24 protein-coding genes are annotated in these 25,575 nt (G+C 64.1%); 16 read left to right on the top strand and 8 right to left on the bottom strand.

Annotation, left to right across the window (positions count from 1 at the left end; translation table 11 throughout):
- The first annotated feature begins 164 nt into the window (after positions 1-164).
- From ACRQ5Q_RS30745 to ACRQ5Q_RS30730, 4 genes are all read left to right on the top strand, one after another.
- Positions 165-1,061 carry an SMP-30/gluconolactonase/LRE family protein gene (locus ACRQ5Q_RS30745; RefSeq protein ID WP_439399908.1) on the top strand — a complete coding sequence of 299 codons (897 nt, stop codon included), beginning with the start codon at positions 165-167 and terminating at the stop codon, positions 1,059-1,061.
- Positions 1,062-1,124: 63 nt separating this feature from the next.
- Positions 1,125-1,964, top strand: a complete 840-nt coding sequence (locus ACRQ5Q_RS30740) for an aldo/keto reductase (protein WP_439393707.1) — start codon at positions 1,125-1,127, stop codon at positions 1,962-1,964.
- A 187-nt stretch (positions 1,965-2,151) separates the two neighbouring features.
- On the top strand, positions 2,152-3,093 hold the full coding sequence (locus ACRQ5Q_RS30735; protein WP_439399907.1) for a DMT family transporter: 942 nt from the start codon (positions 2,152-2,154) through the stop codon (positions 3,091-3,093).
- A gap of 55 nt (positions 3,094-3,148) precedes the next feature.
- Positions 3,149-4,228 (top strand): zinc-binding dehydrogenase, encoded by a 1,080-nt coding sequence (locus tag ACRQ5Q_RS30730; protein ID WP_439393705.1) that lies wholly within the window; start codon positions 3,149-3,151, stop codon positions 4,226-4,228.
- 193 nt (positions 4,229-4,421) lie between these two features.
- Here the strand turns inward: ACRQ5Q_RS30730 and ACRQ5Q_RS30725 are convergent, their stop codons facing one another.
- Positions 4,422-4,883 carry an Lrp/AsnC family transcriptional regulator gene (locus ACRQ5Q_RS30725; protein ID WP_439393703.1) on the bottom strand — a complete coding sequence of 154 codons (462 nt, stop codon included), beginning with the start codon at positions 4,881-4,883 and terminating at the stop codon, positions 4,422-4,424.
- A gap of 136 nt (positions 4,884-5,019) precedes the next feature.
- On the opposite strand from ACRQ5Q_RS30725, the gene ACRQ5Q_RS30720 reads away from it, so the two are divergent.
- Both ACRQ5Q_RS30720 and ACRQ5Q_RS30715 read left to right on the top strand, forming a co-directional pair.
- Positions 5,020-7,383, top strand: a complete 2,364-nt coding sequence (locus ACRQ5Q_RS30720; protein WP_439393701.1) for a transketolase — start codon at positions 5,020-5,022, stop codon at positions 7,381-7,383.
- Positions 7,384-7,645: 262 nt separating this feature from the next.
- Positions 7,646-9,076 carry an aldehyde dehydrogenase family protein gene (locus ACRQ5Q_RS30715; RefSeq protein ID WP_439374079.1) on the top strand — a complete coding sequence of 477 codons (1,431 nt, stop codon included), beginning with the start codon at positions 7,646-7,648 and terminating at the stop codon, positions 9,074-9,076.
- A 185-nt stretch (positions 9,077-9,261) separates the two neighbouring features.
- Here the strand turns inward: ACRQ5Q_RS30715 and ACRQ5Q_RS30710 are convergent, their stop codons facing one another.
- Entirely contained in the window at positions 9,262-10,239 is a 978-nt protein-coding gene (locus ACRQ5Q_RS30710; protein ID WP_439374080.1) for an SMP-30/gluconolactonase/LRE family protein, read from the bottom strand.
- An 89-nt stretch (positions 10,240-10,328) separates the two neighbouring features.
- Here ACRQ5Q_RS30710 and ACRQ5Q_RS30705 point away from each other — a divergent pair, with 89 nt between their 5' ends.
- The 3 genes from ACRQ5Q_RS30705 (at position 10,329) to ACRQ5Q_RS30695 (ending at position 12,489) form a co-directional block, all read left to right on the top strand.
- Positions 10,329-11,153 (top strand): NAD-dependent epimerase/dehydratase family protein, encoded by an 825-nt coding sequence (locus tag ACRQ5Q_RS30705; RefSeq protein WP_439393699.1) that lies wholly within the window; start codon positions 10,329-10,331, stop codon positions 11,151-11,153.
- A gap of 241 nt (positions 11,154-11,394) precedes the next feature.
- On the top strand, positions 11,395-11,691 hold the full coding sequence (locus ACRQ5Q_RS30700) for a hypothetical protein (protein WP_439393697.1): 297 nt from the start codon (positions 11,395-11,397) through the stop codon (positions 11,689-11,691).
- Between the two features lie 180 nt (positions 11,692-11,871).
- The gene (locus ACRQ5Q_RS30695) at positions 11,872-12,489 is read left to right on the top strand and encodes a hypothetical protein (protein ID WP_439374083.1); all 618 of its coding nucleotides are present in this window, start codon (positions 11,872-11,874) and stop codon (positions 12,487-12,489) included.
- 173 nt (positions 12,490-12,662) lie between these two features.
- Here the strand turns inward: ACRQ5Q_RS30695 and ACRQ5Q_RS30690 are convergent, their stop codons facing one another.
- Both ACRQ5Q_RS30690 and ACRQ5Q_RS30685 read right to left on the bottom strand, forming a co-directional pair.
- Positions 12,663-13,223, bottom strand: coding sequence for a hypothetical protein (locus tag ACRQ5Q_RS30690; protein ID WP_439393695.1), 561 nt, complete (start codon positions 13,221-13,223; stop codon positions 12,663-12,665).
- 42 nt (positions 13,224-13,265) lie between these two features.
- Positions 13,266-14,267, bottom strand: a complete 1,002-nt coding sequence (locus ACRQ5Q_RS30685) for a TAXI family TRAP transporter solute-binding subunit (RefSeq protein ID WP_439399906.1) — start codon at positions 14,265-14,267, stop codon at positions 13,266-13,268.
- 469 nt (positions 14,268-14,736) lie between these two features.
- Between ACRQ5Q_RS30685 and ACRQ5Q_RS30680 the strand changes: the two genes are divergently transcribed.
- Both ACRQ5Q_RS30680 and ACRQ5Q_RS30675 read left to right on the top strand, forming a co-directional pair.
- Positions 14,737-15,000, top strand: a complete 264-nt coding sequence (locus ACRQ5Q_RS30680) for a GlsB/YeaQ/YmgE family stress response membrane protein (protein WP_439374085.1) — start codon at positions 14,737-14,739, stop codon at positions 14,998-15,000.
- A 23-nt stretch (positions 15,001-15,023) separates the two neighbouring features.
- A complete protein-coding gene (locus ACRQ5Q_RS30675; RefSeq protein WP_439393693.1) occupies positions 15,024-15,437 on the top strand; it encodes a hypothetical protein in 414 nt (137 codons plus the stop codon).
- Positions 15,438-15,453: 16 nt separating this feature from the next.
- Here the strand turns inward: ACRQ5Q_RS30675 and ACRQ5Q_RS30670 are convergent, their stop codons facing one another.
- Together ACRQ5Q_RS30670 and ACRQ5Q_RS30665 are read right to left on the bottom strand one after the other, a co-directional pair.
- Complete coding sequence (locus ACRQ5Q_RS30670; RefSeq protein WP_439393691.1) at positions 15,454-16,416, bottom strand: hypothetical protein; 963 nt, start codon at positions 16,414-16,416, stop codon at positions 15,454-15,456.
- Between the two features lie 542 nt (positions 16,417-16,958).
- A complete protein-coding gene (locus tag ACRQ5Q_RS30665; RefSeq protein WP_439374088.1) occupies positions 16,959-17,636 on the bottom strand; it encodes a GntR family transcriptional regulator in 678 nt (225 codons plus the stop codon).
- A 174-nt stretch (positions 17,637-17,810) separates the two neighbouring features.
- Here ACRQ5Q_RS30665 and ACRQ5Q_RS30660 point away from each other — a divergent pair, with 174 nt between their 5' ends.
- The 4 genes from ACRQ5Q_RS30660 (at position 17,811) to ACRQ5Q_RS30645 (ending at position 22,698) form a co-directional block, all read left to right on the top strand.
- A complete protein-coding gene (locus ACRQ5Q_RS30660) occupies positions 17,811-19,526 on the top strand; it encodes an IlvD/Edd family dehydratase (protein ID WP_439393689.1) in 1,716 nt (571 codons plus the stop codon).
- A 55-nt stretch (positions 19,527-19,581) separates the two neighbouring features.
- Positions 19,582-20,589, top strand: a complete 1,008-nt coding sequence (locus ACRQ5Q_RS30655) for a TRAP transporter substrate-binding protein (protein WP_439374090.1) — start codon at positions 19,582-19,584, stop codon at positions 20,587-20,589.
- Positions 20,590-20,782: 193 nt separating this feature from the next.
- A complete protein-coding gene (locus ACRQ5Q_RS30650) occupies positions 20,783-21,361 on the top strand; it encodes a TRAP transporter small permease (RefSeq protein ID WP_439393687.1) in 579 nt (192 codons plus the stop codon).
- A complete protein-coding gene (locus ACRQ5Q_RS30645) occupies positions 21,358-22,698 on the top strand; it encodes a TRAP transporter large permease (RefSeq protein ID WP_439374092.1) in 1,341 nt (446 codons plus the stop codon). Before ACRQ5Q_RS30650 ends, ACRQ5Q_RS30645 begins: the two co-directional genes overlap by 4 nt.
- On the opposite strand, the gene ACRQ5Q_RS30640 is transcribed toward ACRQ5Q_RS30645, so the two are convergent.
- Both ACRQ5Q_RS30640 and ACRQ5Q_RS30635 read right to left on the bottom strand, forming a co-directional pair.
- Positions 22,658-23,266, bottom strand: a complete 609-nt coding sequence (locus ACRQ5Q_RS30640; protein WP_439374093.1) for a histidine phosphatase family protein — start codon at positions 23,264-23,266, stop codon at positions 22,658-22,660. The two genes, ACRQ5Q_RS30645 and ACRQ5Q_RS30640, sit on opposite strands and share 41 nt — an antisense overlap.
- A complete protein-coding gene (locus tag ACRQ5Q_RS30635; protein WP_439374094.1) occupies positions 23,263-24,057 on the bottom strand; it encodes an enoyl-CoA hydratase/isomerase family protein in 795 nt (264 codons plus the stop codon). Before ACRQ5Q_RS30635 ends, ACRQ5Q_RS30640 begins: the two co-directional genes overlap by 4 nt.
- Positions 24,058-24,285: 228 nt before the next feature.
- On the opposite strand from ACRQ5Q_RS30635, the gene ACRQ5Q_RS30630 reads away from it, so the two are divergent.
- The gene (locus ACRQ5Q_RS30630) at positions 24,286-25,506 is read left to right on the top strand and encodes an NAD(P)/FAD-dependent oxidoreductase (protein WP_439393685.1); all 1,221 of its coding nucleotides are present in this window, start codon (positions 24,286-24,288) and stop codon (positions 25,504-25,506) included.
- Positions 25,507-25,575 lie beyond the last annotated feature (69 nt).

Below are 25,575 nucleotides of genomic sequence, written 5' to 3'. Positions count from 1 at the left end.
GAGTCTTTCAGCGCAGGGATTCTGGATTTGCTTCGCTGCGCTCGCAATGACGGCTTTGCGGAGGCGGGGCACACCCGTCTCCCCATCGTCGTCCTGTCGACGCGTCCTCCATTCTGCCCTATGCTGTCGCGCATCCCGCCAGCCCAACAACGATAACAACAATGATGTATCTGGAAACGCCGCCGCGCCTGATCGAGACCAGGCTGTTCTCCGCGATGCCCGAAAAATTCCGCCGCAAAGGCGAGCGGACCGATTGGGCTGACGCCAATCGCCCGGGCGTGCCGACGGACTCCTTCATCGAAGGTCCGTCAATCGACAGGGACGGCCATCTCTATGTCGTCGACATTCCGTTCGGCCGCATCTTCCGGGTCGCGCCGGAGGGCGAATGGTCGCTGCTGATCGAATATGAGGGCTGGCCGAACGGGCTGAAGATCGCCGCCGACGGCCGCATCCTGGTCGCCGACTACATGCATGGCATCATGGAGCTCGACCCCAAGACGGGGCGCATCAAGTCCATCCTGACCGCGCGCAATTCGGAGTCGTTCCGCGGCTGCAACGACCTGCATCTGGCGTCCAATGGCGACATCTATTTCACCGATCAGGGCCAGACCGGTCTGCATGATCCGAGCGGACGGGTCTATCGTCTCGCATCGAATGGCCGGCTTGATTGCCTGCTCGACACCGGCATCAGCCCGAACGGTCTCGTGCTCGATCCGACCGAGACCGTGTTGTTCGTTGCGATGACGCGCGACAACGCGGTGTGGCGGCTGCCGTTCATGAAGGACGGTAGCGTGTCGAAGGTCGGCCGCTTCTGCTCGCTGTTCGGCACCAGCGGCCCTGACGGCATGACCATGGATGCGAAAGGGCGCTTGTTCGTCGGCCATGCCTCGCTCGGACACGTTTTCGTGTTCGCGCCGAACGGGGAACTGATCGCGCGGATCAAGTCGTGCGCCGGGCCCAACTGCACCAATGTCGCCATCGGTGGCGAAAACCGGGATCGGCTCTACATCACGGAGTCTGCGACCGGCAGCGTTCTGATGGCGGATATCGGTGGACTGTGAGCTCTTCGCCTCTCCCCCGTAAGAACGGGGAGAGGGTGAAGAAACAGCGAGATCGGACCCAACATGAACACACGCCCCTTCGGCAAAACAAACGCCAAGGTCTCCGTCATTGGGCAGGGCACCTGGTACCTCGACCACGGCGACCGCAAGCACGCGATCGCGGCGCTGCAGCGCGGGCTCGATCTCGGCATGACCCACATCGATACCGCCGAGATGTATGGCGATGCCGAACTCGTCATTGCCGATGCGATCGCGCGCCGGCGCGATGAAGTGTTCCTCGTCTCCAAAGTGCTGCCGAGCAACGCCTCGCGCCGTGGCACCATCACGGCGTGCGAGCGCTCGTTGAAGCGGCTGAAGACCGATCGGCTCGACTGCTATCTCCTGCACTGGCGCGGTTCCTATCCGCTCGAAGACACCGTCGCCGCGTTCGAGGACCTGGTGACATCAGGCAAGATCAGATCGTGGGGCGTCTCCAACTTCGATGCTGACGATCTCGACGAGATTCTCGATGTCTCGGGCGAAGGGCGGATCGCCTGCAATCAGGTGCTCTATCATCTGAAGGAACGCGCCATCGAGCATGCGGTGATCCCGTGGTGCGAGCAGCATGGCGTTGCCGTCGTCGCTTATTCGCCGTTCGGCCACGATGATTTCCCGGCGAGCAACAGCAAGGGCGGCGCCGTGCTCGCGCGTATCGCCGAGGCGCGACGCGCGACACCGCGCCAGGTCGCGCTGAGCTTCCTCACTCGTGCGACTACGGTCTTCGCGATCCCGAAGGCTTCGTCCGCGGAACACGCCGGCGAAAATGCGGCAGCGGGTAATCTCGTGCTGACGAAAGAGGAGATTTCGGCGCTCGATGCGGCGTTACCGCGCGGTCCGAAGCCGCGTAGCCTGCCCATGCTGTAGTGCACAAACGCGCATTGTTAATGGAGTATTGACGCGCGCGGCGATCAGCGCATATCGGCATCCTGTTTTCGGAAGTTGTGAAAGCGGCGCATTTGTCGTTTTTTACAGCACACTCGATTCACATTCTTCCCGAGTTCCAGCCGTGACCCCGCCGCCAGCCGCAGCCGCAAGGCTCGACAGTATTTCCGTGCCCATGCCCGAGAAGAAGCATGTTCGCCGCCGCGCACCCGCGCGCGTCGATCATCCCTTCAAGGGCATCGCGCTGATCCTGCTGTCGACGGTATTCCTCGGCTGCTCCGACACCGCCGCGAAATATCTCTCGACCAGCCTGCCGTCGATCGAGATCACCTGGATCCGCTTTCTCACCTTCGCGCTGATCTTCACGCCGGTGATGCTGCGGTCCTCGCCGTATTACGCGATGCGTACCGAGCGTTCCGGATTGCACGTGATGCGCGGCGCGGTGCTGCTCGGCTCCTCGCTGTTCTTCATCACGGGCCTCGGCTTCCTCCCGATCGCGGAGGCGTCCGCCACCGGCTTCGTCGCACCGCTGTTCGTGACGGCGCTCTCGATCGTGTTCCTCGGCGAGAAGGTCGGCATGCGCCGCTGGTTCGCCACCGCGCTCGGCCTCGTCGGCGTGCTGATCATCCTGCGCCCGGGCACCAGCGCGTTCCATCCGGCTGCTTTCTTCCCCGTCGTCTCGGCGGCCTGCTGGGCCGGCACGCTGATCCTGACGCGGATGATGAGCGGCCGCGAGGCCGTCGTCACCACCATGGCCTATTCCTCACTGACCGGTCTTGCGATCCTCACCGCAATCGTGCCATTCGTTTGGGTGACGCCGTCCTGGACCGCAATCGCGCTTGGCATCTTCATCGGGGTCGCCTCGACCGCCGGCCAGTGGATCGTCGTGCTGGCCTATCGCTACGGCGATGCCTCGGTGCTGGCGCCGTTCTCCTACTCTCAGTTGTTGTGGGTCAGCATTCTCGGCTTCTTCATCTTCGGCGAGGTGCCGAGCATCTGGACCATCGTCGGCGCGACCTTCATCGTCGCAAGCGGTCTCTACATCGCCCATCGCGAGCGCGTCCGTCGCGCCCAGCTGCTGGTGCAAGCCGAGCGTTCCCCGAACGCCTGACGCAAGTTCTCGCGCTTCGTGCTATCAACGGCTCCAACAACACGGGAGGAGCCGGATGCGCGCCGCGATTTTCAGGGATGGCGAGATTGTCGTTGGGGAGATGGCCGAGCCGAAGCCCAGTGCCGGTCAGGTTCTGGTCAGGACGCTCGCCTGCGGCATCTGCGGCTCCGACCTGCATGCCCGTCAGCACGCTCCGCGCATGGTGGAGATGGCACGGAAGACCGGTCGCACGCCGATGGATCTGTCGCGCGACGTCGTGTTCGGTCACGAGTTCTGCTGCGAGATCGTCGATTACGGCCCGGGCACCGAACGTCGGCTCAAGCCGGGGACGCATGTCTGCTCGCTGCCCGCGCTGCTGACGCCGGAGGGCATCAAGGGCATCGGTTATTCCAACGAATTCGTCGGCGGCTATGCGGAGCAGATGCTGCTGAGCGAACCGTTGTTGCTCGAAGTCCCCAATGGTCTTCCGCCGGAGCACGCCGCGCTGACCGAGCCGCTCGCGGTCGGCGTCCATGCCGTGGCGAAGGCGAATATTCAGGGCGGCGAGGTGCCGCTGGTGATAGGCTGCGGCCCGGTCGGGCTCGCGGTGATCGCTGCGCTGAGGATCAGGGGTCTGCATCCGATCGTTGCCGCGGACTACTCGCCGGCGCGGCGCGCGCTCGCCGAAAAACTCGGCGCCGACATCGTCGTCGATCCCAGGGTGTCGCAGCCCTACGCGACCTGGGCCGAGCATGCGCAGATGTCGGAGGCCGAGAAGGCGGCACGGCCGCCGTTCCAGGCCATGCTGCCGGCGCTGAAACCGGCGATCATCTTCGAGTGTGTCGGCGTGCCCGGCCTGTTGCAGCAGGTGTTCGAGGGCGCCCCGCGCGATGCGCGCATTGTCGTGGTCGGCGTCTGCATGGAGACCGACGAGAGCGAGCCGATGCTCGGCATCATGAAGGAGCTCAACGTCCAGTACGTGCTCGGCTACACGCCGGAGGAGCTTGCAGCGTCGCTGCGCCTGATTGCGGACGGGCAGGTGGATGCGGCCGCCATGGTGACGGCGGAGGTCGGTATCGACGGCGTCGCCAAGGCGTTCGCGGATTTGGCCAATCCGGAAGTCCACACCAAGATCATCGTGCAGCCGTGGCGGTGATCGCTTCGTTGGGCGGGTTTGCCCTGCGGCCGCGCGAAGCGCAGTCCGCGCGGCGTAACCCACCATTTCTCTTGCCGCGATGGCAGAAGAGGTGGGTTACGCCGATCAGGCGCGCTTCGCGCATCTGCCCGGCTAACCCATCGAGGCAGTCTGGATTGCCTCGTCGCGAAGGGCTCCTCGCAATGACAATCCATCACACCGGCAGCGCGATTGAATACTTCACCTGGCTCAGCGCGAAGCTCGATTCGATCGAGGCGATGCCGTCGAGCCGGGTCAGCTTGGTCTTGAGGAAGGTCTCGTAGGAGGCGAGATCGGCCGCCACCACGCGCAGCAGGTAGTCGCGGTTGCCCGTCATCAGGTAACATTCCAGCACCTCGTCCCATTTCGAGATGGCGCGGGCGAAGCGGTTGAGGTCCTCTTCCTTTTGCCGTGCCAGCTTGATCGAGATGAACACGCTGACGTGCAGGCCGAGCGCCTTCTGGTCGACGGTTGCGACATAGCGCGAGATGACGCCGCATTCCTCCAGCAGCTTGACCCGGCGATGGCAGGGCGAGACCGAGAGCCCGACCTTGTCGGCGAGCTCCTGCATGGTCAGGCGGCTATCGTTCTGGAGGTGGCTGAGGATCTTGCGGTCAATGGGGTCGAGCTCGGGCATTGGAATGAAACCTGTCTTTGGCGGATCAAGTTAGTAAAGTATCCCAATAATTGGAGGTATGGCGCGAAAAATTGAGAAGTTTGGTGCCGGCGGTCGGCGTATCATCGCCAGAACCTGTTTCCGGGAGCGCATTGCCATGCCCGTTGATTCCGCCCGCCTCGACATATTGACCGCCCTCAGCCGCAAGGCGCTGTGGCTGTCGTCCTGGACCATCCACCACGCCAACCATATCCGCGCGAATGCGGACGGACTCAAGGTCGGCGGCCACCAGGCCTCGTCCGCCTCGCTCGCGACCATCATGTCGGCGCTGTATTTCCATGTGCTGCGGCCCGAGGATCGCGTCGCGGTGAAGCCGCATGCGAGCCCGGTGTTCCACGCCATCCAGTATCTGTTCGGCCGGCAGAGCCGCGAGAAGCTGGAGAATTTCCGTGGCTTCAAGGGGGCGCAGTCCTATCCCTCGCGCACCAAGGACGTCGACGACGTCGATTTCTCCACCGGCTCGGTCGGCCTCGGCGTCGCGCAGACGCTGTTCGCCTCGCTGGTGCAGGACTACGTCAAGGCGCATGGCTGGATGAAGGACCGCCGCGAGGGGCGGATGATCGCACTCGTCGGCGACGCCGAGATGGACGAGGGCAACATCTTCGAAGCCCTGGCCGAAGGCTGGAAGCACGGGCTGCGCAACACCTGGTGGGTGGTCGACTACAACCGCCAGTCGCTCGATGCCGTCGTGCGCGAAGGTCTCTGGGAAAAGTTCGAGACCATGTTCCGCAATTTCGGCTGGGACGTCGTCATCGTGAAATACGGCCGCCTGATGCGTGAAGCCTTTGCGGAGCCCGGCGGCGAGGCGCTGAAGCGCTGGATCGACAATTGTCCGAACGCGCTCTATGCGGCGCTGTGCTTCCAGGGCGGCGCGGCCTTCCGCAAGCATCTGCATGACGAGATCGGCGATCAGGGGCCGATCACGAAGCTGATCGACAAGCGCAGCGACGAGGAGCTGCTGGCGCTGATGTCGAATCTCGGCGGCCACGACATGGCGAGCATGCTGGAGGCGTTCGGGTCCATCGACCACGATCGCCCGGTCTGCTTCATCGCCTACACCATCAAGGGCATCGGCCTGCCGTTCCAGGGTCACAAGGACAACCATGCCGGCCTGATGACGGTCGCGCAGATGGAGAAATATCGCGACAGCCAGAACATCCGCCCCGGGCACGAATGGGACAAGTACGAGGGCCTCGCGCAATCCGCCGCCGAGCTCGATGCCTTTCTCGCAAGCGTGCCGTTCAACCAGGACGGTCGCCGTCTCACCGCGCCTGTCATCGAGGTGCCCGCGCAGCTCAGCTTCAAGCCGTCGCCGCAGATGTCGACCCAGCAGGGTTTTGGCCTCGTGCTGAACGAGATCGCGCGCGGCGAGAGCGAACTCGCAAAGCGCATCGTCACGACCTCGCCCGACGTCACCGTCTCGACGAATCTCGGTCCCTGGGTGAACCGGCGCGGCCTGTTCGCCAACGCGGAGAAGGCGGACTTATTCCGCAGCGAGAAAATTCCTTCCACCTATAACTGGGACGCCTCGCCCAAGGGACAGCATCTCGAGCTCGGCATCGCCGAGATGAACCTGTTCATCATGCTCTCGGCGCTCGGCCTGTCGCACCAGATCAACGGCGCGCGGCTGCTGCCGGTCGGCACGCTCTACGATCCCTTCATCGAGCGCGGTCTCGATGCGCTGAACTATGCCTGCTACCAGGATGCGCGCTTCATGGTGGCGGCGACGCCGTCCGGCATCACGCTCGCGCCCGAGGGCGGCGCGCACCAGTCGATCGCAACGCCCCTGATCGGCATGGCGCAGGATGGGCTCGCCTCGTTCGAGCCGGCCTTCGTCGACGAACTCGCCGTGATCATGGGCTGGGGGTTCCAGCACATGCAGCGCGAGCCGGGCGAGGGCGGCTCCGTTTACCTGCGCCTGTCCACACGCAGCATCGAGCAGGCGCAGCGGATCATGACGGGCGAACTGCAGCAGGGCATCACCGACGGCGCCTACTGGCTGCGCAAGCCGGGCCCGAATGCCGAGGTCGTGATCGCCTATACCGGCGCGGTCGCGCCCGAAGCGATCGAAGCCACCGGCTTCATCGGCGAAAGCCGCCGCGATGTCGGCCTGCTCGCGATCACCTCGGCGGATCGCCTGCATGCGGGCTGGACCGCCGCACGGACATTGCGGCGGGACCGCCGCGGCGTGCAGCATCTCAGCCACATCGAGAAGCTGCTGGCGCCGCTGCCGCGCGACTGCGGCATCGTGACCGTGATCGACGGCCATCCATCCGCGCTCGGCTGGCTCGGCAGCGTCCGCGGCCATCGCGTCGAGGCGCTCGGCGTCGAGCAGTTCGGCCAGACCGGCAGCATCGCGGACCTCTATCGCCACTACGGCATCGACGCCAACGCCATCATCGATGCGGCCGAAAGCCTCACCACCGGCGCCCCGGTGCTGCATCGGAAGATGGCGGTGTAGTGGGAAGTAACCTCCTCGTTCGCCCTGGCGAAGGCCGGGGCCCATACCCCGCGGCGGGTGTTGGGACCGCAGCTGGTAGCCACCTTGGCAAACCAACTCCGCCTTGTGGTTGTGGCGCCACCTTGCCTCGTTCCCGCCACCGGCTCATATAACCTCCGTCCGCCGCAACGCTGGCCCCGCATATGGCGGGTTCAATTGCCGGCGCTTTCGTGCAAGGATGCCTGCCGAAACGCCCCCTCCAAGCCCCAAGAAGAGGTTAACGATGGTCAATCGCATGCAATTCTACATCGACGGCGCCTGGGTCGATCCCGCCGTCAAGAAGTCCACCGCCGTGGTCAATCCCGCGACGGAAGAGGCGATGTACGAGGTTGCGCTCGGCTCAAAGGCCGATGTCGACAAGGCCGTTGCCGCCGCCAAGCGCGCCTTTGCAACGTTCTCCCAGAGCAGCCGCGAGGAGCGCGTCGCGCTGCTCACCAAGATCATCGAGGTCTACAAGACCCGCATCAAGGAGATCGGCGCCGCCGTCTCCGACGAGATGGGCGCGCCGCTGCCGATGGCGGAAAAGCTGCAGGCCGGTGCCGGCCTCGGTCATCTCATGACCACGCTCGACGTGCTCAAGAACTATCATTTCGAGGAGCCGGTCGGCACCGCCATGGTGCTGCGCGAGCCGATCGGCGTGGTCGGCATGATCACGCCCTGGAACTGGCCGCTCAACCAGATCGCCTGCAAGGTCGCGCCTGCGCTCGCCGCCGGCTGCACCATGATCCTGAAGCCGTCGGAGTTCACGCCCACCTCGGCGCTCATCTTCGCGGAAATCCTGCATGAAGCCGGCGTGCCGAAGGGCGTGTTCAACCTCGTCAACGGCCTCGGCCCCGAGGTCGGCGCCGCCATGAGCGAGCACCCTGATATCGACATGATCTCCTTCACCGGCTCGACCCGCGCCGGCATCGACGTGGCCAAGCGCGCGGCGCCGACCGTGAAGCGCGTCAGCCAGGAGCTCGGCGGCAAGTCGCCGAACGTCATCCTCGAGGGCGCCGACCTCACCAAGGCGGTGACCGGCGGCGTGATGCACATGTTCAACAACTCCGGCCAGTCCTGCAATGCGCCCTCGCGCATGATCGTGCCGGCCTCGAAGATGAAGGAAGTCGCCGCGATCGCGAAGGCCGTCGCCGACAAGACCAAGGCCGGCGATCCGCGCGCCGAAGGCACCACCATCGGCCCCGTGGTGAACCGCGGCCAGTGGGACAAGATCCAGGGCCTGATCAAGAAGGGCATCGACGAGGGCGCTACCCTCGTCGCCGGCGGCCCGGGCCTGCCCGAAGGCGTCAACAAGGGCTTCTATGTCCGTCCGACCATCTTCGCCGACGTCACCCCTGACATGACGATCGCTCGCGAGGAGATCTTTGGGCCGGTGCTGACCATCATCGGCGCCAAGGACGAAGCGGACGCCGTGCGCATCGCCAACGATACGCCGTATGGTCTCGCCGGTTATGTCACGGGCCCGACGGTCGAGGACGCCAAGCGCGTCGGCCGCCAGATCCGTGCCGGCAACGTCAACCTGCAGGGCGTGCCCAACGACCGCAGCGCGCCGTTCGGCGGCTACAAGCAGTCGGGCAACGGCCGCGAGTGGGGCAAGTTCGGCCTCGAGGATTTTCTCGAGGTGAAGGCGGTCGCCGGCTTCAACGCGGCGTAAGTCTTAGCGGTTGAACGAACGAAGCGCCGGAGCGGGCAACTGCTCCGGCGTTTTTGTCGTCATCGTGCGGAAGCAAAGGAGCGTGAGCGACGTGTCCGCCGTCATTGCGAGCGAAGCGAAGCAATCCAGAGTCTCTTTGCTTCGTCGCAAGAGTTCCTCGCAATGACGGGAGGAGAGACCACCGCCTATCCTCCCACCGCGCCCTGCGTATTCACATACAGCGCGTAGATCGACTGGCTCGCCGCCATGAACAGGCGGTTGCGCTTGACGCCGCCGAAGCAGACATTCGCGCAGCGCTCGGGCAGCGCGATGCGGCCGATCATGACGCCGTCGGGCGCGAACACCACGACGCCGTCAAGCTCGGGATCGCCCATGCCCCAGCCGCACCAGAGATTGCCGTCGATGTCGCAGCGCATGCCGTCGGGCGTGCCGGGGCCGGCATCGATGTGAACGCGCTTGTTCGAGATCGTGGTGCCCTCAGGCGAGACGTCATAGGCGAGGATTTTTCGGTTCGGCACGCCACGTGATTCAACGACGTAGAGGATCTTCTCGTCAGGCGAGAAGCACAGCCCGTTCGGGCCGAGCACGCCCTCGGCGACGATCGTCGCCTTGCCCGTCTGGGGATCGAGCCGGTAGACGTTCGGCTCGATCTCGGGCTCGGCCTTGTAGCCCTCGTAATTGCCGAGCAGGCCGAAGGTCGGATCGGTGAACCAGATCGAGCCGTCCGATTTAACAACGACATCGTTCGGCGAGTTCAACCGCTTGCCGTTGAATTGATCCATCAGCACGGTGATGCTGCCGTCATATTCAGTGCGCACCACGCGCCGCCCGCCATGCTCGCAGGTGATCAGCCGGCCGTGGCGATCCCTGGTGTTGCCGTTGGCGAAGTTGGAGGGCTTGCGGAATACGCTGACGGCGCCGGTCTCCTCCTCCCATTTGATGATGCGCTGGTTCGGAATGTCGCTGCAGAGCAGATAGCGCCCGTCGCCGAACCACACCGGACCCTCGGCCCAGCGCAGGCCAGTCGCCAGCCGCTCCACCGCCGACAGTTTCAGCCAGTATTTTTCGAAACGGGGATCGAGCGCACGGACCGCCGGATCGGGATAATAGCCCGCGGGCCGCCAGCCCGGCCGCTGCTGGGTGTGGGACGATGCCTCATTCATGCCGGTTCTCTCGTTTCGTTCCCTCTGGACAAACCTGCTATCATTAGAGACACGTCACCGCAAATCGGTCACCAACGGCGAGGGACGACATGCCGCGTATCTTGATGACGGGAGCTTCGGGTGGGATCGGCACGAGCCTGCGAAGACTGCTGCCGCCGATCTACCCGGATCTCCTGCTCTCCGACATCAAGCCGCCGGCCGATCTCGGCGCGAACGAGAAATTCAAGGCGGCGGACCTCGCCGATCTCGCGCAATGCGAGGCGATCTGCGAGGGGGTCGATGGTATCATCCATTTCGGCGGCTATTCGGTTGAAGGTACCTGGGAGCAGATCCTCCAGGCCAACATCATCGGCGGCTACAATCTGTTCGAGGCCGCGTACCGCAAGGGCGTCAAGCGCGTGGTGTTCGCCTCGTCGAACCATGCCGTCGGCTTCTATCCGCGTCACCACAAGATCGGCACCGACGTCACGCCGCGCCCGGACGGGCGCTACGGCGTGAGCAAGGTGTTCGGCGAGGCCGTCGGAGCGCTCTACGCCGACAAGCACGGGCTGAAGGTGACTTGCCTGCGCATCGGCAATTTCGGTGACATGCCGCTCGACCAGCGCCGGCTCTCGATCTGGCTCAAGCCGGACGACCTCGTGCAGCTCTGCCGCATCGGGCTAGAGCATCCCGACATCCATTTCGAAATCTTCTACGGCGCTTCCCTCAACGAGCGCGCCTGGTGGGACAACCACCGCGCCTACGAGTTCGGCTATCGTCCAACGGGGCGCGCCGAGGATTTCCGCGAGCACGCGATGGCGGAGCAGGCCAAGCTGAAGCCGGATCCGGTCGGCGATTATTTCCAGGGCGGTACGTTCTGCAGCATGGAGTTCGACGCCGACCCGAGCCGCATCATCGACTGGAATAAGCGGTAGCGTCGACGTTTAAAGGAATGCCCTCCGGCTCAGCTTGCGGAGCCGGGAGAGGGGCATGATCGCTACGACGGTGGAGGTTTGAACCGCCCCTCCGCCTAACGACTGAATTCACACCGTAGAGTTCCGGATTTCCGTTTTCGGAAATAGGCGTTCTATTGTCGGAACACGTGAGCGTTTCTTCTATCCATTGCTACGCGCGGACGTGACTGCCTTTTCATTCTAGCGATTGCGGAAAAGCAAAATGCGCAAGATGGTTCTCTCAGGGGCCGCGGTGTTGACGGTCGCTCTCGTCGCGGCGGTATCCTGGCCTACGCCGCGCCCGGACGTGGAGCGTTTCGGGGACAGTGTCTACGAAACCATCTGGTTCTGGCGCATCCCGGCGTACGCCCACAATTCGGCCTGGAGTGTGCGCTGGATGTGGAACGATCCGCTGCGCGCACAGGCAAGATGCTGCCGCGCCACGCCGCAGCCGATATCCGAACCGGGCTCGCAGGTTCCTCCGGCCGGTCAAGCGATCGCGCGTCTGGCAGCCAAGTAAAGCGGCTTGAATCGCTTTATCACGCCCTGTGCCGGAAGGGCGCACATGGTTCCGGAGATGGCTCGCATTTCTCTCAAATGAGTTCCTTGCTTTAAGCTTAACCAGAAACCTAATCGTCGATTTACAGCTGCAATCTACGGTTTACCTTGTTCTTGAATCGGTCATTCAAGGACGCCAGCAATGCGGCGCTTAGCGCTCAACTCATGTCTCATAATTGTTCTGGCGGCATCGGTTCTCAGCGCGTACGCCGACGAGAGGAAGTCCGATGGCGCCAGCTCGGGCACGCTCGCTCCGCGTACGAAGATCGAATGCTCGCTCAAGCACAAGCCTGGTGAACCGCTCGATCCCCCGTCGACGGCCGCCATCCCCCGGACCGAATCCTTCGTTGCCAGCGAGTATTTCAGGGAGGACATTACGCCGACCGCGCGCGTGAAAATTTCGTGGCTCGGCGCGACCTTCGCGCGCCGGTTCGCCGTCAAGGTCGAAACCACGGACGACACGTCCCTGCAGACGCATGTCTTGAACAATCCCGCAAATGCCGCGCAGATCGTCGATGAGCTGGGCGCTCGCGCCGAGAGCAAGCTTGCCGATGTCTGGTGTCTGTTGAAGCTGCAGGCCAACGGCGAGAGCGGGGCGCTGCAGACCGGCTCCGTTCCAAACCTCTTCTTTGTCCGTGACGGCATGGGCGATCTCGGCGTGGTTGACGCCCTGTGGGGTGGCGCGGGCTGGGAAATCGGGGCCAGTCCCATCAGAAACCCGCGGGCATGGATTTCCGGCACGCGCGTCTTCTCTCACTGAGGCGGAGACGTCCTCAGACTTCGCAAGGGGGGTGGCGGCCGATCCTTCTCGGCCGGCTTGCGGCTCAAGGCTGGCAATTGTCGTGTATCAAGGCATTTCCGCGAGCGCCGGCGCGGATCGTCCGTGACTCGTCGGACAAGCTAGGGGCCCGTGATCGCATTTGCTGTCGCACCTCATTTCGCAACGCGCGCTTCCTGTTTCCTGGTCACATGCCAGAGCACCACGTGGTAATGCGGCACGTCCACGCCAGGGTGACCCGGGTTGAAGTAGAGGCTGACGTGATCAACTGGTGTCGCTGACCCCGCCCCATCCAATGACTTGTGGTCGTCAATGTCCTTGATCGGGACCATGTACACGGTCGCCACCAGACGATCCCTGCGATCGAAGCACAGGAAGGGCCCCAGCGGCAAAGTGTCCGGCTTGACGAAGATGATGCCGAGGCCCGGAAAGAACTTCGGGAAGTTCACGAGATCGCTGACCCGACGATATCCGTTCGTTTCGGCGACCTTCCGTTGGTTTGCCGGTGGACGAACGACTTCGCGCTTCCGGTGCGCCTTGCTGCGTCGGTGAGGGGCTGCCCTGGTTTGCTCGGCCTTCTCGGCCGGTGGCGTGGCGGTCGGTGCAAGCGTCTGCGGCGCTGGCGGCAAGAAGGGAGCAAATTGGGCGGCGGGATGCCTCACATCGCCGATCAAGGCGAGCAACGCAACCAGGGCTGTCCCCACACCATTGCGCATCGACATCTCCCGAGGTTTTCCTGCCGGATTTGCTTGCCAAGCTCACCTGCCCGGGTTGCGTTCTCGCCAGCGCAGGAAATCCCGGAACAATTCTTCCCGGTCTGGCGGATTGGCCGTTGGCTTTCCCTCCAGAAACCGGCCGAACGCCTTGCGAAGCGCGGCTTCGCCGCCGGATTGTTGCTGGAGCCAGCGCTCTGCCGGTGCGAACCGTCGCCATCCGGGGAGCAGCGCGGCCAGGTTCACCTCGTGCCATTTGGGATGATGTGCATCGCCGAGAAATTCAGGAAAGCGCGTGAACAATGTCCGGACGAATAATTCCAGCAACCGAAATCGCTCACTGCCGCCCGGCCAATTGTAGGCGAAAAGCGCGGATTTGATCGCGATCGTGTCGACGCTTGTTTCGGCGGCGATGATATTCGGGTAGTCGTTATGACGGAGCGTCGATGGCAGATAATCTTTTTCCAGCAGCTCCTTGAAGTAGGGGATGGGGAGCAGGTGAATTCGATCGAGTTGCGAGACCTGCGTCAGGAAGCTGATCGGTTTTCCCGAGACCAGCAGAGCGGCGGAGATATCTCCCTTTCTCAGGCCTTCCAGCGCGGCCTCGGGTCCCAAGTTCGACTCGCTGATCTTGACGCCCAGACGGTTCAGCACTTCGCGGCCAAGAACGGCGCTGGCACTGCCGTCCTCCCCGAGATTGACTCTCTTTCCCGTCAGTTCCGTCAGGCTTCCGATCTCCGGCCGCGCCAGAAGATGGAACTCCTCGATATGGAGCGGGGCAATGTAGGTAAGCCTGTCGGAGATATCTCCGAAGGTTCTTGTCTCCCGGAGCCGGTCGGCCAGGACGACGGGCGCGATCGCCACGTCGGCACCTGCGAGGGTGAGCACATCAAGGACGTTGCGGACTCCGCCGTTTCCCACAATGGGCAGGACTCGCAATGCGACCTCGCCATGGGGGCCCGTCTCTTGGCCGCTGGCGAGTGTGGTCGCAATGTCCTGAGCTATTGCGAATTCAGTGCATTGCGGGGTACCGGTCAAGAATCCCACCGTAAACGGGTCCGCCGGCCGTCTCGTTTCTTTCCTGGGGGCGCTTTCTTTTCGCGGAGACGCTTTCCCGGATTCGCTCGGAGAAGCGGAAGATTGCGCTTGTGCGAGTGACTCCCGGGCCTGTCCGCCGAGCCAGGCCGCTGCAATCAATGCGATGAACAAACCGGCCCGCATTGCTCCGCAGACCCTCATTGTTCAAACCGGCGCGGCAGCCAACCCTTCTCGGGCTGACATGCCCGATGAATCCTCACCGTGCGTCCGAAAGACGATGGACGAATCTCGAGGCTTCCAACGCGCTGGGGCAAGCGGCGTTCCGTCTCGGATATATGCGGCTCGTTTCGTGGCAGCTAGCCGGCCGCGTCTTCCCATTGATCTAGATCAACGTCGTTCGGGGGATCGTCTGGCCCATCCAAACGATCACGTATTCGTTCAGACCTTATTGTGCGAATTGACCGGATGGAGCATGGACATGGGCATCCTTTGGACGATCATCATCGGATTTCTCGTCGGACTGGTCGCGAAGTTCATCATGCCCGGCGACAAGTCCGAGCCCAAGGGCTTCATCTTGACCACGGTCCTGGGCATTGTCGGCGCCTTCGTCGCGACATGGCTCGGTCAGGCCGTGGGATGGTACCGGTTCGGAGAGGGCGCCGGCTTCATCGGAAGCGTGGTCGGCGCCATCATCCTCCTGTTTGTGTACGGCCTTGTCATAGGCCGTCAGGGGCGCGCCTGATCGGTCCACATGATCGGCTGAGCATGAAAATCAAGTTGCCCGCTGTCGCACTGCTCGCGATGATCGTGCCAGGGCCGGCGCAAGCCGCAGCTCTCAGCGAGGCCGAAGCGACGTTTCTCGACCAGCTCGTCACCGCATCCGCGGTGCTGGAGCAGCGATGCACGGGCTATCAGGTCGACGGCAGCGGCAGCGTTCAACTCGGCGCCCGGCTTCTGGGCAGCCCCGATGCGGCGATGGCGATGATCGACGCCTATGCTGCGGCCATCAAGGCCTTTGATGGCGAGAGCTACGATCCCGGAAAATACCGCCCCGAGGTGGCCGAGGCAGCCAGAAGAACATTCCGGCAGGTCCGGACGGACTTGATCAGGAACCCGACACGGGCCTGCGCCGATCATGGCGAGACCAGCGTGGCGCGCGGCCTGCTGAGACGGTACTGAACGGACTTGCGCGACATCAGCCGCGGGCCATGTCCTGACTTATCTTTTGCAGTCGCGTGAAGGCGGCCCACGCTTTTGGATAGTCGGCGTCCCTGGAATCGATCGTGAGCAGCGCGCGGCAGGCCTCGTTGATCTCTTCCGGCGAAGGACGCATCGAGCTGCCCGCCGATGACTCCGCCTTCTTCCAGCGGTCCTCGACGTCCTTCGCCAGGGCCAGTGCTTCGGACGGAGTTCGTTTCAGGGTTGATCGCGCCAATGCGTGATCCGGAGGGAATGTGGGCCAGGCGGCCGGAGGCCGATCGGCTTGCCACTCACTCTCCTTCACCCTGGCAGCCCCGCGGGCCGCGGCCGGATTTGACCTCCGTCCATTTGCGGCATCAGGCGAGGTCTTTGCGGCGAGTTCGCGGACCTGCTGCTTTATCGTGCCACCGGACGACGATCCGCCCGCCGAGCCTCCAGGCATCGTCAGGCCGGCGGCAACCGACGTCTGCACGTCGGGCGCGACTTTCTGAACGGTTTTGACGACCGCCGCCACGCCGGGTGACACGCCCGGCCGCTGCTGCGCGACCTTGTCCTCCTCGGTGGGGCAAGGTCGGTATCCCGAGCGCTGATGCGTGATCCGTCCATCGTCATCGATGCGGGCAAAATCAATGGCCACGGTGTAGACGAAAGCGACATCGATGAACTGGCCGGACGTGTCCCTGGCTTTGACGCCGCCGCAAACATACCTCGCCGCGCCGGCCTCGACTGAATGCAATGCGCTGAATTTGGCCGAGGCCGGGTCGATCAGCACATGTTTGACGGCTGCGCGCGCTTTCGAATGTTCCGAGGAGAACGTGCTGAACAGGACGTCCGGGTCGAGGAAAGCGGGTTGGTAGTACCACGCATACTCCGCGGCGAAGAATGCTCCGCCAAAGGCCACTGCGATCAGGAAACCGGGTACATTCATGTGATTGCTCCGGGCAATGGAACCCGGCATGGTTGTTATGTTTTTCAAAAGCCATTTGGGATAGAGTCGTCTAACAACCGGTTAATCGGTTGAGTGATTGAGCGTCATCTACCAGAAGAATATTCGTCTGCTTGGATGAATTCCGCCAACGTTGCCCTGTTGCTGCACCGGCGGGGCGGCAACGCAGGTACGCTCCCTCGCCCCGCTTGCGGGGAGAGGGTTGGGGTGAGGGGAAGTTTCCGCAGCGACGGTGAGAGTTGGACTCGCGGAGAGTCCCGCTCACCCGGAATTTGCTCTCGCAAATTCCGGCCTCTCCCCGCAAGCGGCAGGGCTATCGCATTTGAAGACTTTTCCCGCGGCCATCCTTCGAGACGCCCGCTTCAGGCGGGCTCCCCAGGATGGGGACGGAGTTGCGCGGCAGGGGTTTCAACGGGCACTGACGCCGATTAGGCTCATCCTGAGGAGGCGCATGAGCGCCGTCTCGAAGGGCGCGGCGTGCGCGCAGGCCGCCGCAACGATTCATATGCGATAGCCCTGCCGCAAGCGGGGAGAGGCGAAGGAGTGGCCGCGCCCTAGCTGTCGCCTGCAATCCTCGCCAGATAATCCGACTTGCTGAACTGCATGTGATCGACGCAGAGCTGCGCCAGCGCCCAGCTGTCGCGGCCCTTCAACAGCTCGATCATCAGCTCGTGCTGGCGCCGCGATTGCGCGAGGCCCTCACGGTCGGCGAGGTTTTTTGCGCGCATCGGCAGCGTCAGGTTCATGTAGTCCTGCAGCGAGCGCACCAGGTAGGGATTGCCGCAGGCCGAGAACAGCGCGAGGTGGAAGGCGTCGTTGGCCTCATGGATGCCGCGCAGATCCTGCACGTCAGCCCTGGCGCAATATTGCCGTTGCAGCGCGCTCAGCTCGTCGATCAGGCCTTGCGGGGCAGGCAGGGGGATCATCAGCGCGGCCTGCCGGGTCAGCATCTCCCTGACCTCGTAGATCTGCCGCACCTCCTCGGCCGAGTAGAACCGCACGGTGGCGCCGACATTCTTCTCGCGCCGGACGATGCCACGCCGCTCCGCATCCACCAGCGCCTGCCGCACGAAGTGCCTGGAGGTGCCGTAGCGCGACATCAGCGCGTCCTCGGTAAGGCGCGCGCCGGGCGCGAGGCGGCCGAAGATGATGTCCTCCTCCAGTCGCGCGACGACGTCGTCCGGATCGTCGCGCCGGACCGTCATGGCGTCTGCGGTGCGGATGTCGGACATGCCCTCGGCCTCCCGGCTTCCAGCCGGTCCCGACTGTGGAGCAGGGAAGGTGAGGATTGTCAATAATCTGGCAGTTTGGAAGGGCAGCGATCCAGAAAACTGCTGGGCTTTTGCCTGTCTTATTGACAATCAGGGCGCAGGCTGTACCACAATGGCAACTTCAGGAGTGACGTGATGACGAGTGGCTTGCGCAAGGGTCTGACCAGCTACGGCGATGCCGGCTTCTCGCTGTTCCTGCGCAAGGCGTTCATCAAGGCGATGGGCTATTCCGACGACGCGCTGGAGCGCCCGATCGTCGGCATCACCAATACCTATAGCGACTACAATCCCTGCCACGGCAACGTCCCTGAGATCATCGAAGCCGCCAAGCGCGGCGTGATGCTGTCGGGCGCCATGCCGTTCGTGTTCCCGACCATCTCGATTGCCGAGAGCTTTGCGCATCCGACCTCGATGTATCTGCGCAATCTGATGGCGATGGACACCGAGGAGATGATCCGCGCCCAGCCGATGGATGCGGTGATCGTGATCGGCGGCTGCGACAAGACTCTTCCCGCACAGGTGATGGCTGCGATCAGCGCAGACCTGCCGACCGTGGTCATCCCCGTCGGACCCATGGTGGTCGGCCATCACAAGGGTGAGGTGCTGGGCGCCTGCACCGACTGCCGCAGGCTGTGGGCAAAATATCGCGCCGGCGACATGGACGATGCCGAGATCGAGGCGGTGAATGGGCGTCTCGCGCCGTCCGTCGGCACCTGCATGGTGATGGGCACGGCCTCGACCATGGCCTGCATGATCGAGGCCATGGGACTGTCGCTGCCCATGAGTGCGACGATCCCTGCGCCGCATGCCGAGCGGTTCCGACTTGCGGAGGCCAGCGGCAAGGTTGCCGCCGAGATGGCCAAGACCAATGGTCCGAAGCCGAGCGAGCTCCTGACGCCGGCGTCCTTCAGGAACGCACAAGTCGTGCTCCAGGCCATCGGCGGCTCGACCAACGGCCTGATCCATCTGACCGCGATGGCGCATCGCTCGCCGCATCGGCTCGACCTCGAAGCGTTCGACCGGATCGGCCGCGAGGTGCCGGTGCTGGTCGACCTCAAGCCATCAGGCGAGCACTACATGGAGCATTTCCATCACGCCGGTGGCGTGCCGAAATTGCTGGCGCAGCTCGGCGATCTCATCGATCTCGATGCGAAGACCATCACCGGCCAGACGCTGCGCGACGTCGCGGCAAATGCCGAGGACGTGCCCGGCCAGGACGCCATCCGTCCGCGCGACAATCCGATCAAGAAGGAAGGCGGCCTCGCCATCCTCCACGGCAATCTCGCCCCGCGCGGCGCGGTCATCAAGCAGTCGGCCGCGAGCCCGAAGCTGTTGCAGCATACCGGGCGCGCGGTGGTGTTCGAATCCGTCGAGGACATGACGTTGCGGGTCGACGATCCCGATCTCGACGTCACCGCCGACGACGTGCTGGTGCTGCGCAATGCCGGCCCGAAGGGCGCGCCCGGCATGCCCGAGGCGGGCTATCTGCCGATCCCGAAGAAGCTCGCGCGCGGCGGCACCAAGGACATGGTGCGCATTTCCGACGCGCGCATGAGCGGGACCGCCTTCGGCACCATCGTGCTGCACATCACCCCGGAATCCGCCGTCGGCGGGCCGCTGGCGCTGGTGAGGAACGGCGACATGATCAGCCTCGATGTTGCCAAGCGCAGCATCGAGCTGCTGGTCGGCCCCGCCGAGCTGGAGCGTCGGCGCGCCGCCTTGAAGCCGGCCGCCGCCCCCGAGGAGACGCGGCGAGGCTACGCCTGGCTGTTCAACGAGACCATCATGCAGGCCGATGAGGGCTGCGATTTCGACTTCATGCAGAGGACTGGGAAGACCGAGAAGGGCTGATAGCAAGCGAACGCTCAGACCGCACAAGCGGCGGGCGATAAAACAGGGGGAAACGATGATTGCGCGATCCACGCCAAGATTCCTACATGGGTTGGCGGCTGCGGCCGCCGTGCTGTTCGTCACGGGAGCGGGGGCGCAGGAGGTGAAGCATTATCGCTTCGCCTATGACCAGCCGCGCAACACCGGCTATTCCATCGCGGGTGACCTGTTCGCCGAGAAGCTCAAGGAACTGAGCAAAGGCACCATGATCATCGACCAGTATCCCGGCGCGCAGCTCGGCCAGGAGCCGCAGGTGCTCCAGCTGGTGAAGGCCGGTGACGTCGAGTTCGCCATCATCTCCTCCGCCAACACCGCGACGATCTCGCCGCAGGCCGGCGTGATGTCGCTGCATTTCCTGTTCCGCGACGAGAACCACGTCATCAAGGGCCTCGCCGACCCGCGCGTGTTCGAGGCGCTCAAGACCATGATCGACGAGACCACGCAGGGCCTGCACGTCATCGCGACCGGCTCGCAGGGGGTGCGCCACATGTACTCCAAGAAGGAGATCCATAATGTCGGCGACATCAAGGGCCTGAAGGTCCGCGTGCAGGCGACCGCGACCGAGGACACCATGTTCCCGGCTTACGGCGCCCAGACCGTGCATATGCCGTTCGGCAGCGTCTACACCAGCCTGCAGACCGGCGTGGTCGACGTCGCCGAGAACAGCATCAACGTCTACCTCGTCAACAAGCATTACGAGGTCGCCCCCGTCCTCAACATCACCGAGCACGAAGCCAACAACGCGCTGGTGTTCATCTCCGACAAGCTCTGGCAGAGCCTCTCGGCCGAGCAGAAGGGCTGGGTGCAGACCGCGGCCAACGAGATCAGCTCCAAGGAGCCGGCCAAGGCGTTCGAGCTGGAGCGCACCGCGGCCGACAAGCTGAAGAAGATGGGCGTGAAGATCGTCGACAACGTCGACAAGAAGAGCTTCACGGCGATCGCCGATCCCTATCTCGACAAGCTCGCCAAGGATCTCGGCCCGCACGCCGAGAAGATCAAGAATTTGATCCGGTCGATCAACTAGAGCGCCCGCGGCCATCCTTCGAGACGCCCGCCTTGCGGCGGGCCCTCAGGATGAGGTCGCGTTTCGCGGCGAGATTTTAGAACCTCATGGTGAGGAGCCCGCCAAAGCGGGCGTCTCGAACCATGCAGGCCGAGTACGATCGGCAGCTTCCCAGCTGTCGCATCCCGATAGCTTTGGAACGATGGGGATATTGATGGCCATCGCCGACAAACTGCTCGTTCAACGCCAGCGCCACCTGAAATGGCGCGCGTTCGATTGGCTCGAGCTTGCGTTGATGATCCTTTGCGGCCTGCTCTGCTTCGGCTTCTCGCTGTCGGTGACCGCCGACATCGTGACGCGCACCATCGGCCATCCCTGGCTGTGGCTCCAGGAGGTCACCTCGACGCTGTTCATCTACGCGATCTTCATCGGCACGGCGGCCGCGACCCGGCGCAACGACCACCTCTATCTCACCGCGATCTCCGAGGCGATGCACGGCACGCCACGGCTGATCGTTGAGGTGATCATCCGCCTCGTCGTGCTCGGCGTCGCTTTCTGCCTGATCTGGTACGGCTACCAGAACTATCTGCGCGGTTTCGGCAGCTTCCGTCTGCCGTCGGGAACACCGATCGCGTCGCTCTACGCAATCATCCCGCTCTCGGGCGTGCTGATCTGTCTGTTCACCATCGAGCAGCTCGTCAATGGCCTGCGCAAAGGCTTTGACCATCCCGAGCCGCCTGAGGAGGACGGAGCACCCGTTGTCACCGAGGCGCAGATGAGGGCGCAGCCGTGAGCGCACCTGTCGTCCTGGCGTTGATGTCGATCTGCTTCCTGTCGTTCGGCTATCTCGGCGTGCCCGTGCCGTTCTCGCTGATGGCGGGAGTCTTCATCGGCGCGATCCTGTCCGATGTGTCGCTCGCCGCCATCATCCAGAAGATTTTCGACGGCGTCGATTCCGAGGCGCTGCTGGCCATTCCGTTCTTCCTCCTGGTTGGAGAACTCATGAGCTCGGCCAACGTGGTGGTACGAATAGCCAATCTTTCGGTGTCGCTGGTCGGGCATATCAGGGGCGGGCTGTCGCAGGTCGTGGTCGTCTTCAGCATGTTCTTCTCGGAAATGTCGGGTTCGACCACCGCCGACGTCGCAGTGATGAGCCGCGCGCTCGGTGGCCCGATGAAGCGGGAGGGCTATGAGCCCGCCTTCATCGCCGCGATCATCGCCTCCGCCTCGACCATCGCGGCGCTGGTGCCGCCGAGCATCACGGCCGTGGTGTACGGCGCGGTCGGCAACGTCTCGATCGCCGGCCTGTTCATGGCGGGCGTCGTGCCCGGCCTGATGATCGGCTTCGGCCTGATGATCTACTGCTATTTCTTTGGCCCGTCCGGCCTGCGCAAGCCGCGCGCACCGCTGCGGCAGGTGGTGTTCGCGGCGGGCGACGCGGCCCTGCCGCTGATGATCCCGGTGATCCTGCTGGGGGGCATCCTCACCGGCTGGTTCACGCCGACAGAGGCCGGCGTCGTTGCCGTGGCCTGGATCATCCTGGTCGTGATCCCCGCGCTCAACCGCGGCCACATCAGGAAGATCCCGTACGATTTCTGCCTCGCCGGCCTGATCTTCTCGCTGCCGCTGATCACGATCGGCGCCGCCAATGCCTTCGGCTGGATGCTCGCCTATTTGCGGGGCGCGACCTATATCGCCGAGTGGATCACGTCCATTGCCGGCAACGATCCGCATCTGATCATGCTGCTGATGGTGCTGCTGTTCACCGTGGTCGGCGACTTCATCGAGCCGGTCCCGACCATCATCATCTTCATGCCGCTGGTCAACGCGCTGACGGAGGCCGGCGACATCAACGGTGTCCATATGGGCGTGGTGCTGATCGCAACGCTCGCCTTCGGCCTGATCACGCCGCCCTACGGGCTCGTCCTGCTGATGGCCTCGAAATTCGTCGGCATCAGCTTTGCCAGGGCGCTACGAGCGGCACTGCCGATCTACGTGGTCTTCTTCACCACCATCGCGTTCGCGATCTATTTCCCGAGCGTGGTGCTGTGGCTGCCGCGGCACGTGCTCCCCGAATCGGTCGGCTGCTTCAAGTCGCCGGCGGGGACGGGCTATATCTGTCCGCAATAGCGACCTGCTCGACACGCCATTGCGGCTGCTCGCGCACGTAACGGAACGGCATGCCATGGCTGTTCTTGAAATAGCTGCCGCACAACGCGTTCGCCATGCCCTGCATCACGGCGTCGTGGCAGACGAACAGGAGCTCATCGTCGGGATGACGGTCGAGCCAGGCGGAAACGCAGACGAGCGACCGTTTCGTCATGGCGTCCCAGCTCTCGCCGTCGGCCGGCAGGATCGAGACGAGGCCGGTCGCCGAGCTGACGCCGTGCTTGATCATGAGGTCGCGGACGGGCAGGCCCTCGAAGCTGCCGAAGTCGAATTCGATGATGCCTTCGTCGATCGCGAGCGGCACCGAGATCGCGTCCGCGATGATCTCGGCCGTTCGCGCCGCGCGCACCAGGGGGCTTGCGACGATGCGGCTGATGCCGGCGCCGCGCAGCATCTCCACGGCTTCGTGCGCCTGCCGCAGGCCGTCCTCGTTCAGCGGATTGTCGGTGCGGCCCTGGAATCGCCCCTCGCGATTCCAGTCGGTCGCGCCGTGACGCAGGCCGTAGAACGTGCGTGCGGGCGTCGTCACTTCGACTTGCTCGTGAACTTCTTCACGGCGGTGCGGAACGCCTCCGTGTTCATCGCCATGATGATCTTGTGCTCCTCGGCGTCGAGCTGCTGTTTTACGGGCGTGGTGGCGGCCTGGTAGACCAGCTGCTTGGTGCCGGCGATCGCCGCCGGCGGGTTCTGCGCCAGCCGCTCGGCAAGTTGCCGCGTCGCCGCCTTCAGCTCGGTCGCGGGAACGATCCTGGCGACGAGGCCCCATTCATGGGCCTGCTGCGCGGTGAAATTGTCCTCGGCGAGAAAGACCTGCAGCGCGCGGCGCGAGCCGACCGTGCCGACGATGCCGACCGTGGAGCCGCCGTCCGGCGACACCCCGATCTTGGCATAGGCCGGCGTGAACTTGGCATCGTCAGCGGCGATGCAGAGATCGGTGACGAAGGCGAGGCCCATGCCGGCGCCGGCGGCCGAGCCGTGCACGCTGGACAGCGAGATCTTCGGCATGCGCCTGATGATCTCGATGAAGGCGTGATAGTGCTTGAGCAGCTCGCCGACGACGGGCGTCACCGTGCCTGCTTCGGCCGCTGCGCCAATCGTCTGCAGATCGCCGCCGGCGGAGAAGGCCCGGCCTTCGCCCTCGAGCACCAAGACCCTGATGGAATCGTCGTCTTCGATATAGGCCGCGAGCTGCTCGAGCTTCTGCGCGATCGGAAGGTTGATCGAGTTGAACGCTGTGGGGCGGTTGAGCGTGATGGTTGCAATCGGGCCATCGATCCGCAGCAGGGCGGGATCGTCGGGCTTTGAGACGGGAGCTGGCATCTGGAATATCCCCGGCGTGAGGTTCGTTGCTGCAACTAAATCGCAGAAGGCGAGGGGTGACAATCCCCGGCCGCCGCTCTTGCGCCGGGCGGAACGATAGGCTCAAATGGACCCGCCTTCGCCAAGGGACGGACACGAGCGCCGGCTCCTCGAAGGCCAGCAAACCAAAATCAGCGAGAGAGGAGACGACATGGGTCACGCTCGTGTCTCCGGAAGTGGGCTGCTCCAATGACGGGCGGTCCGGTGATCATCGTCGGTGCCGGCCATGGCGGTTACCAGGTCGCAGCATCCCTGCGCCAGGCGGGTTTCTCCGACCGCGTCTGCCTGATCAATGACGAGGCGCATCTGCCCTATCAGCGGCCGCCGCTGTCCAAGGGCTACATCAAGGGCTCGGCCGGCCCGGAGAGCCTGATGTTCCGCCCCGAAAAATTCTACCAGGACCAGAAGATCGAGCTGATCTCGGGGCGCGCCGTATCGATCGAACGCGCCGGGCACAAGGTGCTTCTCGCGTCCGGCGAGACGCTGCCTTACGGCCACCTCGTGCTGGCCACCGGCGCGCGCAACCGGCTGCTCGATCTGCCCAACGCCAATCTGCCCGACGTGAAATATCTGCGCATCCTCGACGACAGCGAGTCGCTCAGGCACATCATGCCGTCGAAGAAGCGTGCCGTGATCATCGGCGCCGGCTTCATCGGCCTCGAATTCGCCTCCACGGCGCGGATCAAGGGGCTCGAGGTCGACGTGCTCGAGCTCGCCCCGCGCGTGATGGCGCGCGCGGTGACGGCTGAGGTCTCCGAGTATTTCCAGGCGCGCCATCGCGAGGCCGGCATCCGGATCCATCTCGGCGTGCAGGCAACCTCCATCGAAGCGGAAGGCGGCAGGGTCACCGGCGTCTCCTTGAGCGACGGAAGGCATCTGCCGGCCGACCTCGTCGTGGTCGGTGTCGGCGTGCTGCCGAATATCGAGCTCGCGGCGGAGGCGGGGCTCCCTGTCGCAGCCGGCATCGTCGTCGACGAATATCTGTCGACGGCTGATCCTGACATCTCGGCGATCGGCGATTGCGCGCTGTTCGCGAGCCCCCGCTTCGGCGGCTCGCTGCGGCTGGAATCGGTGCAGAACGCCACCGACCATGCCCGCTGCCTCGCGGCGCGGCTGACCGGCGACAAGAAGCCGTACGACAGCCATCCCTGGTTCTGGAGCGACCAGGGCGACGACAAGCTCCAGATCGCCGGCCTCACCACCGGCTACGACCGCGTCGTGCTGCGCGGCGATCCCGCCAAGAAGGCGTTTTCCGCGTTCTGCTATCACGGCGACAGGCTGCTCGGCATCGAATCCATCAACCGTGCCGGCGATCACATGTTCGGACGCCGGCTGCAGGCCATGGACCGTTCGATCACGCCGGAGCAGGCGGCGGACGAGAGCTTCGATTTGAAGAGCGCGCTGGCGTGAGTCTCTTCTCCCTCGCCCCGCTTGCGGACGCCGGGTCGGGGTGAGGGGGACTCTCCACGGGGTCGGTGA

The organism is Bradyrhizobium sp. PMVTL-01 (assembly GCF_051861855.1).
In the GTDB taxonomy this organism is placed as follows: domain Bacteria; phylum Pseudomonadota; class Alphaproteobacteria; order Rhizobiales; family Xanthobacteraceae; genus Bradyrhizobium.
Note: the sequence above shows the minus strand (reverse complement) of the source record. Positions and strands in the feature narration are given on the sequence as shown.

Excerpts from the sequence above, each read along its gene's own strand:
- ACRQ5Q_RS30745 (WP_439399908.1), top strand. The coding sequence starts at position 165 with ATGTATCTGGAAACGCCGCCGCGCCTGATCGAGACCAGGCTGTTCTCC.
- ACRQ5Q_RS30740 (WP_439393707.1), top strand. The coding sequence starts at position 1,125 with ATGAACACACGCCCCTTCGGCAAAACAAACGCCAAGGTCTCCGTCATT.
- ACRQ5Q_RS30730 (WP_439393705.1), top strand. The coding sequence starts at position 3,149 with ATGCGCGCCGCGATTTTCAGGGATGGCGAGATTGTCGTTGGGGAGATG.
- ACRQ5Q_RS30725 (WP_439393703.1), bottom strand. The coding sequence starts at position 4,883 with ATGCCCGAGCTCGACCCCATTGACCGCAAGATCCTCAGCCACCTCCAG.
- ACRQ5Q_RS30720 (WP_439393701.1), top strand. The coding sequence starts at position 5,020 with ATGCCCGTTGATTCCGCCCGCCTCGACATATTGACCGCCCTCAGCCGC.
- ACRQ5Q_RS30715 (WP_439374079.1), top strand. The coding sequence starts at position 7,646 with ATGGTCAATCGCATGCAATTCTACATCGACGGCGCCTGGGTCGATCCC.
- ACRQ5Q_RS30710 (WP_439374080.1), bottom strand. The coding sequence starts at position 10,239 with ATGAATGAGGCATCGTCCCACACCCAGCAGCGGCCGGGCTGGCGGCCC.
- ACRQ5Q_RS30705 (WP_439393699.1), top strand. The coding sequence starts at position 10,329 with ATGCCGCGTATCTTGATGACGGGAGCTTCGGGTGGGATCGGCACGAGC.
- ACRQ5Q_RS30700 (WP_439393697.1), top strand. The coding sequence starts at position 11,395 with ATGCGCAAGATGGTTCTCTCAGGGGCCGCGGTGTTGACGGTCGCTCTC.
- ACRQ5Q_RS30695 (WP_439374083.1), top strand. The coding sequence starts at position 11,872 with ATGCGGCGCTTAGCGCTCAACTCATGTCTCATAATTGTTCTGGCGGCA.
- ACRQ5Q_RS30690 (WP_439393695.1), bottom strand. The coding sequence starts at position 13,223 with ATGCGCAATGGTGTGGGGACAGCCCTGGTTGCGTTGCTCGCCTTGATC.
- ACRQ5Q_RS30680 (WP_439374085.1), top strand. The coding sequence starts at position 14,737 with ATGGGCATCCTTTGGACGATCATCATCGGATTTCTCGTCGGACTGGTC.
- ACRQ5Q_RS30675 (WP_439393693.1), top strand. The coding sequence starts at position 15,024 with ATGAAAATCAAGTTGCCCGCTGTCGCACTGCTCGCGATGATCGTGCCA.
- ACRQ5Q_RS30670 (WP_439393691.1), bottom strand. The coding sequence starts at position 16,416 with ATGCCGGGTTCCATTGCCCGGAGCAATCACATGAATGTACCCGGTTTC.
- ACRQ5Q_RS30665 (WP_439374088.1), bottom strand. The coding sequence starts at position 17,636 with ATGTCCGACATCCGCACCGCAGACGCCATGACGGTCCGGCGCGACGAT.
- ACRQ5Q_RS30660 (WP_439393689.1), top strand. The coding sequence starts at position 17,811 with ATGACGAGTGGCTTGCGCAAGGGTCTGACCAGCTACGGCGATGCCGGC.
- ACRQ5Q_RS30655 (WP_439374090.1), top strand. The coding sequence starts at position 19,582 with ATGATTGCGCGATCCACGCCAAGATTCCTACATGGGTTGGCGGCTGCG.
- ACRQ5Q_RS30650 (WP_439393687.1), top strand. The coding sequence starts at position 20,783 with ATGGCCATCGCCGACAAACTGCTCGTTCAACGCCAGCGCCACCTGAAA.
- ACRQ5Q_RS30635 (WP_439374094.1), bottom strand. The coding sequence starts at position 24,057 with ATGCCAGCTCCCGTCTCAAAGCCCGACGATCCCGCCCTGCTGCGGATC.
- ACRQ5Q_RS30630 (WP_439393685.1), top strand. The coding sequence starts at position 24,286 with ATGACGGGCGGTCCGGTGATCATCGTCGGTGCCGGCCATGGCGGTTAC.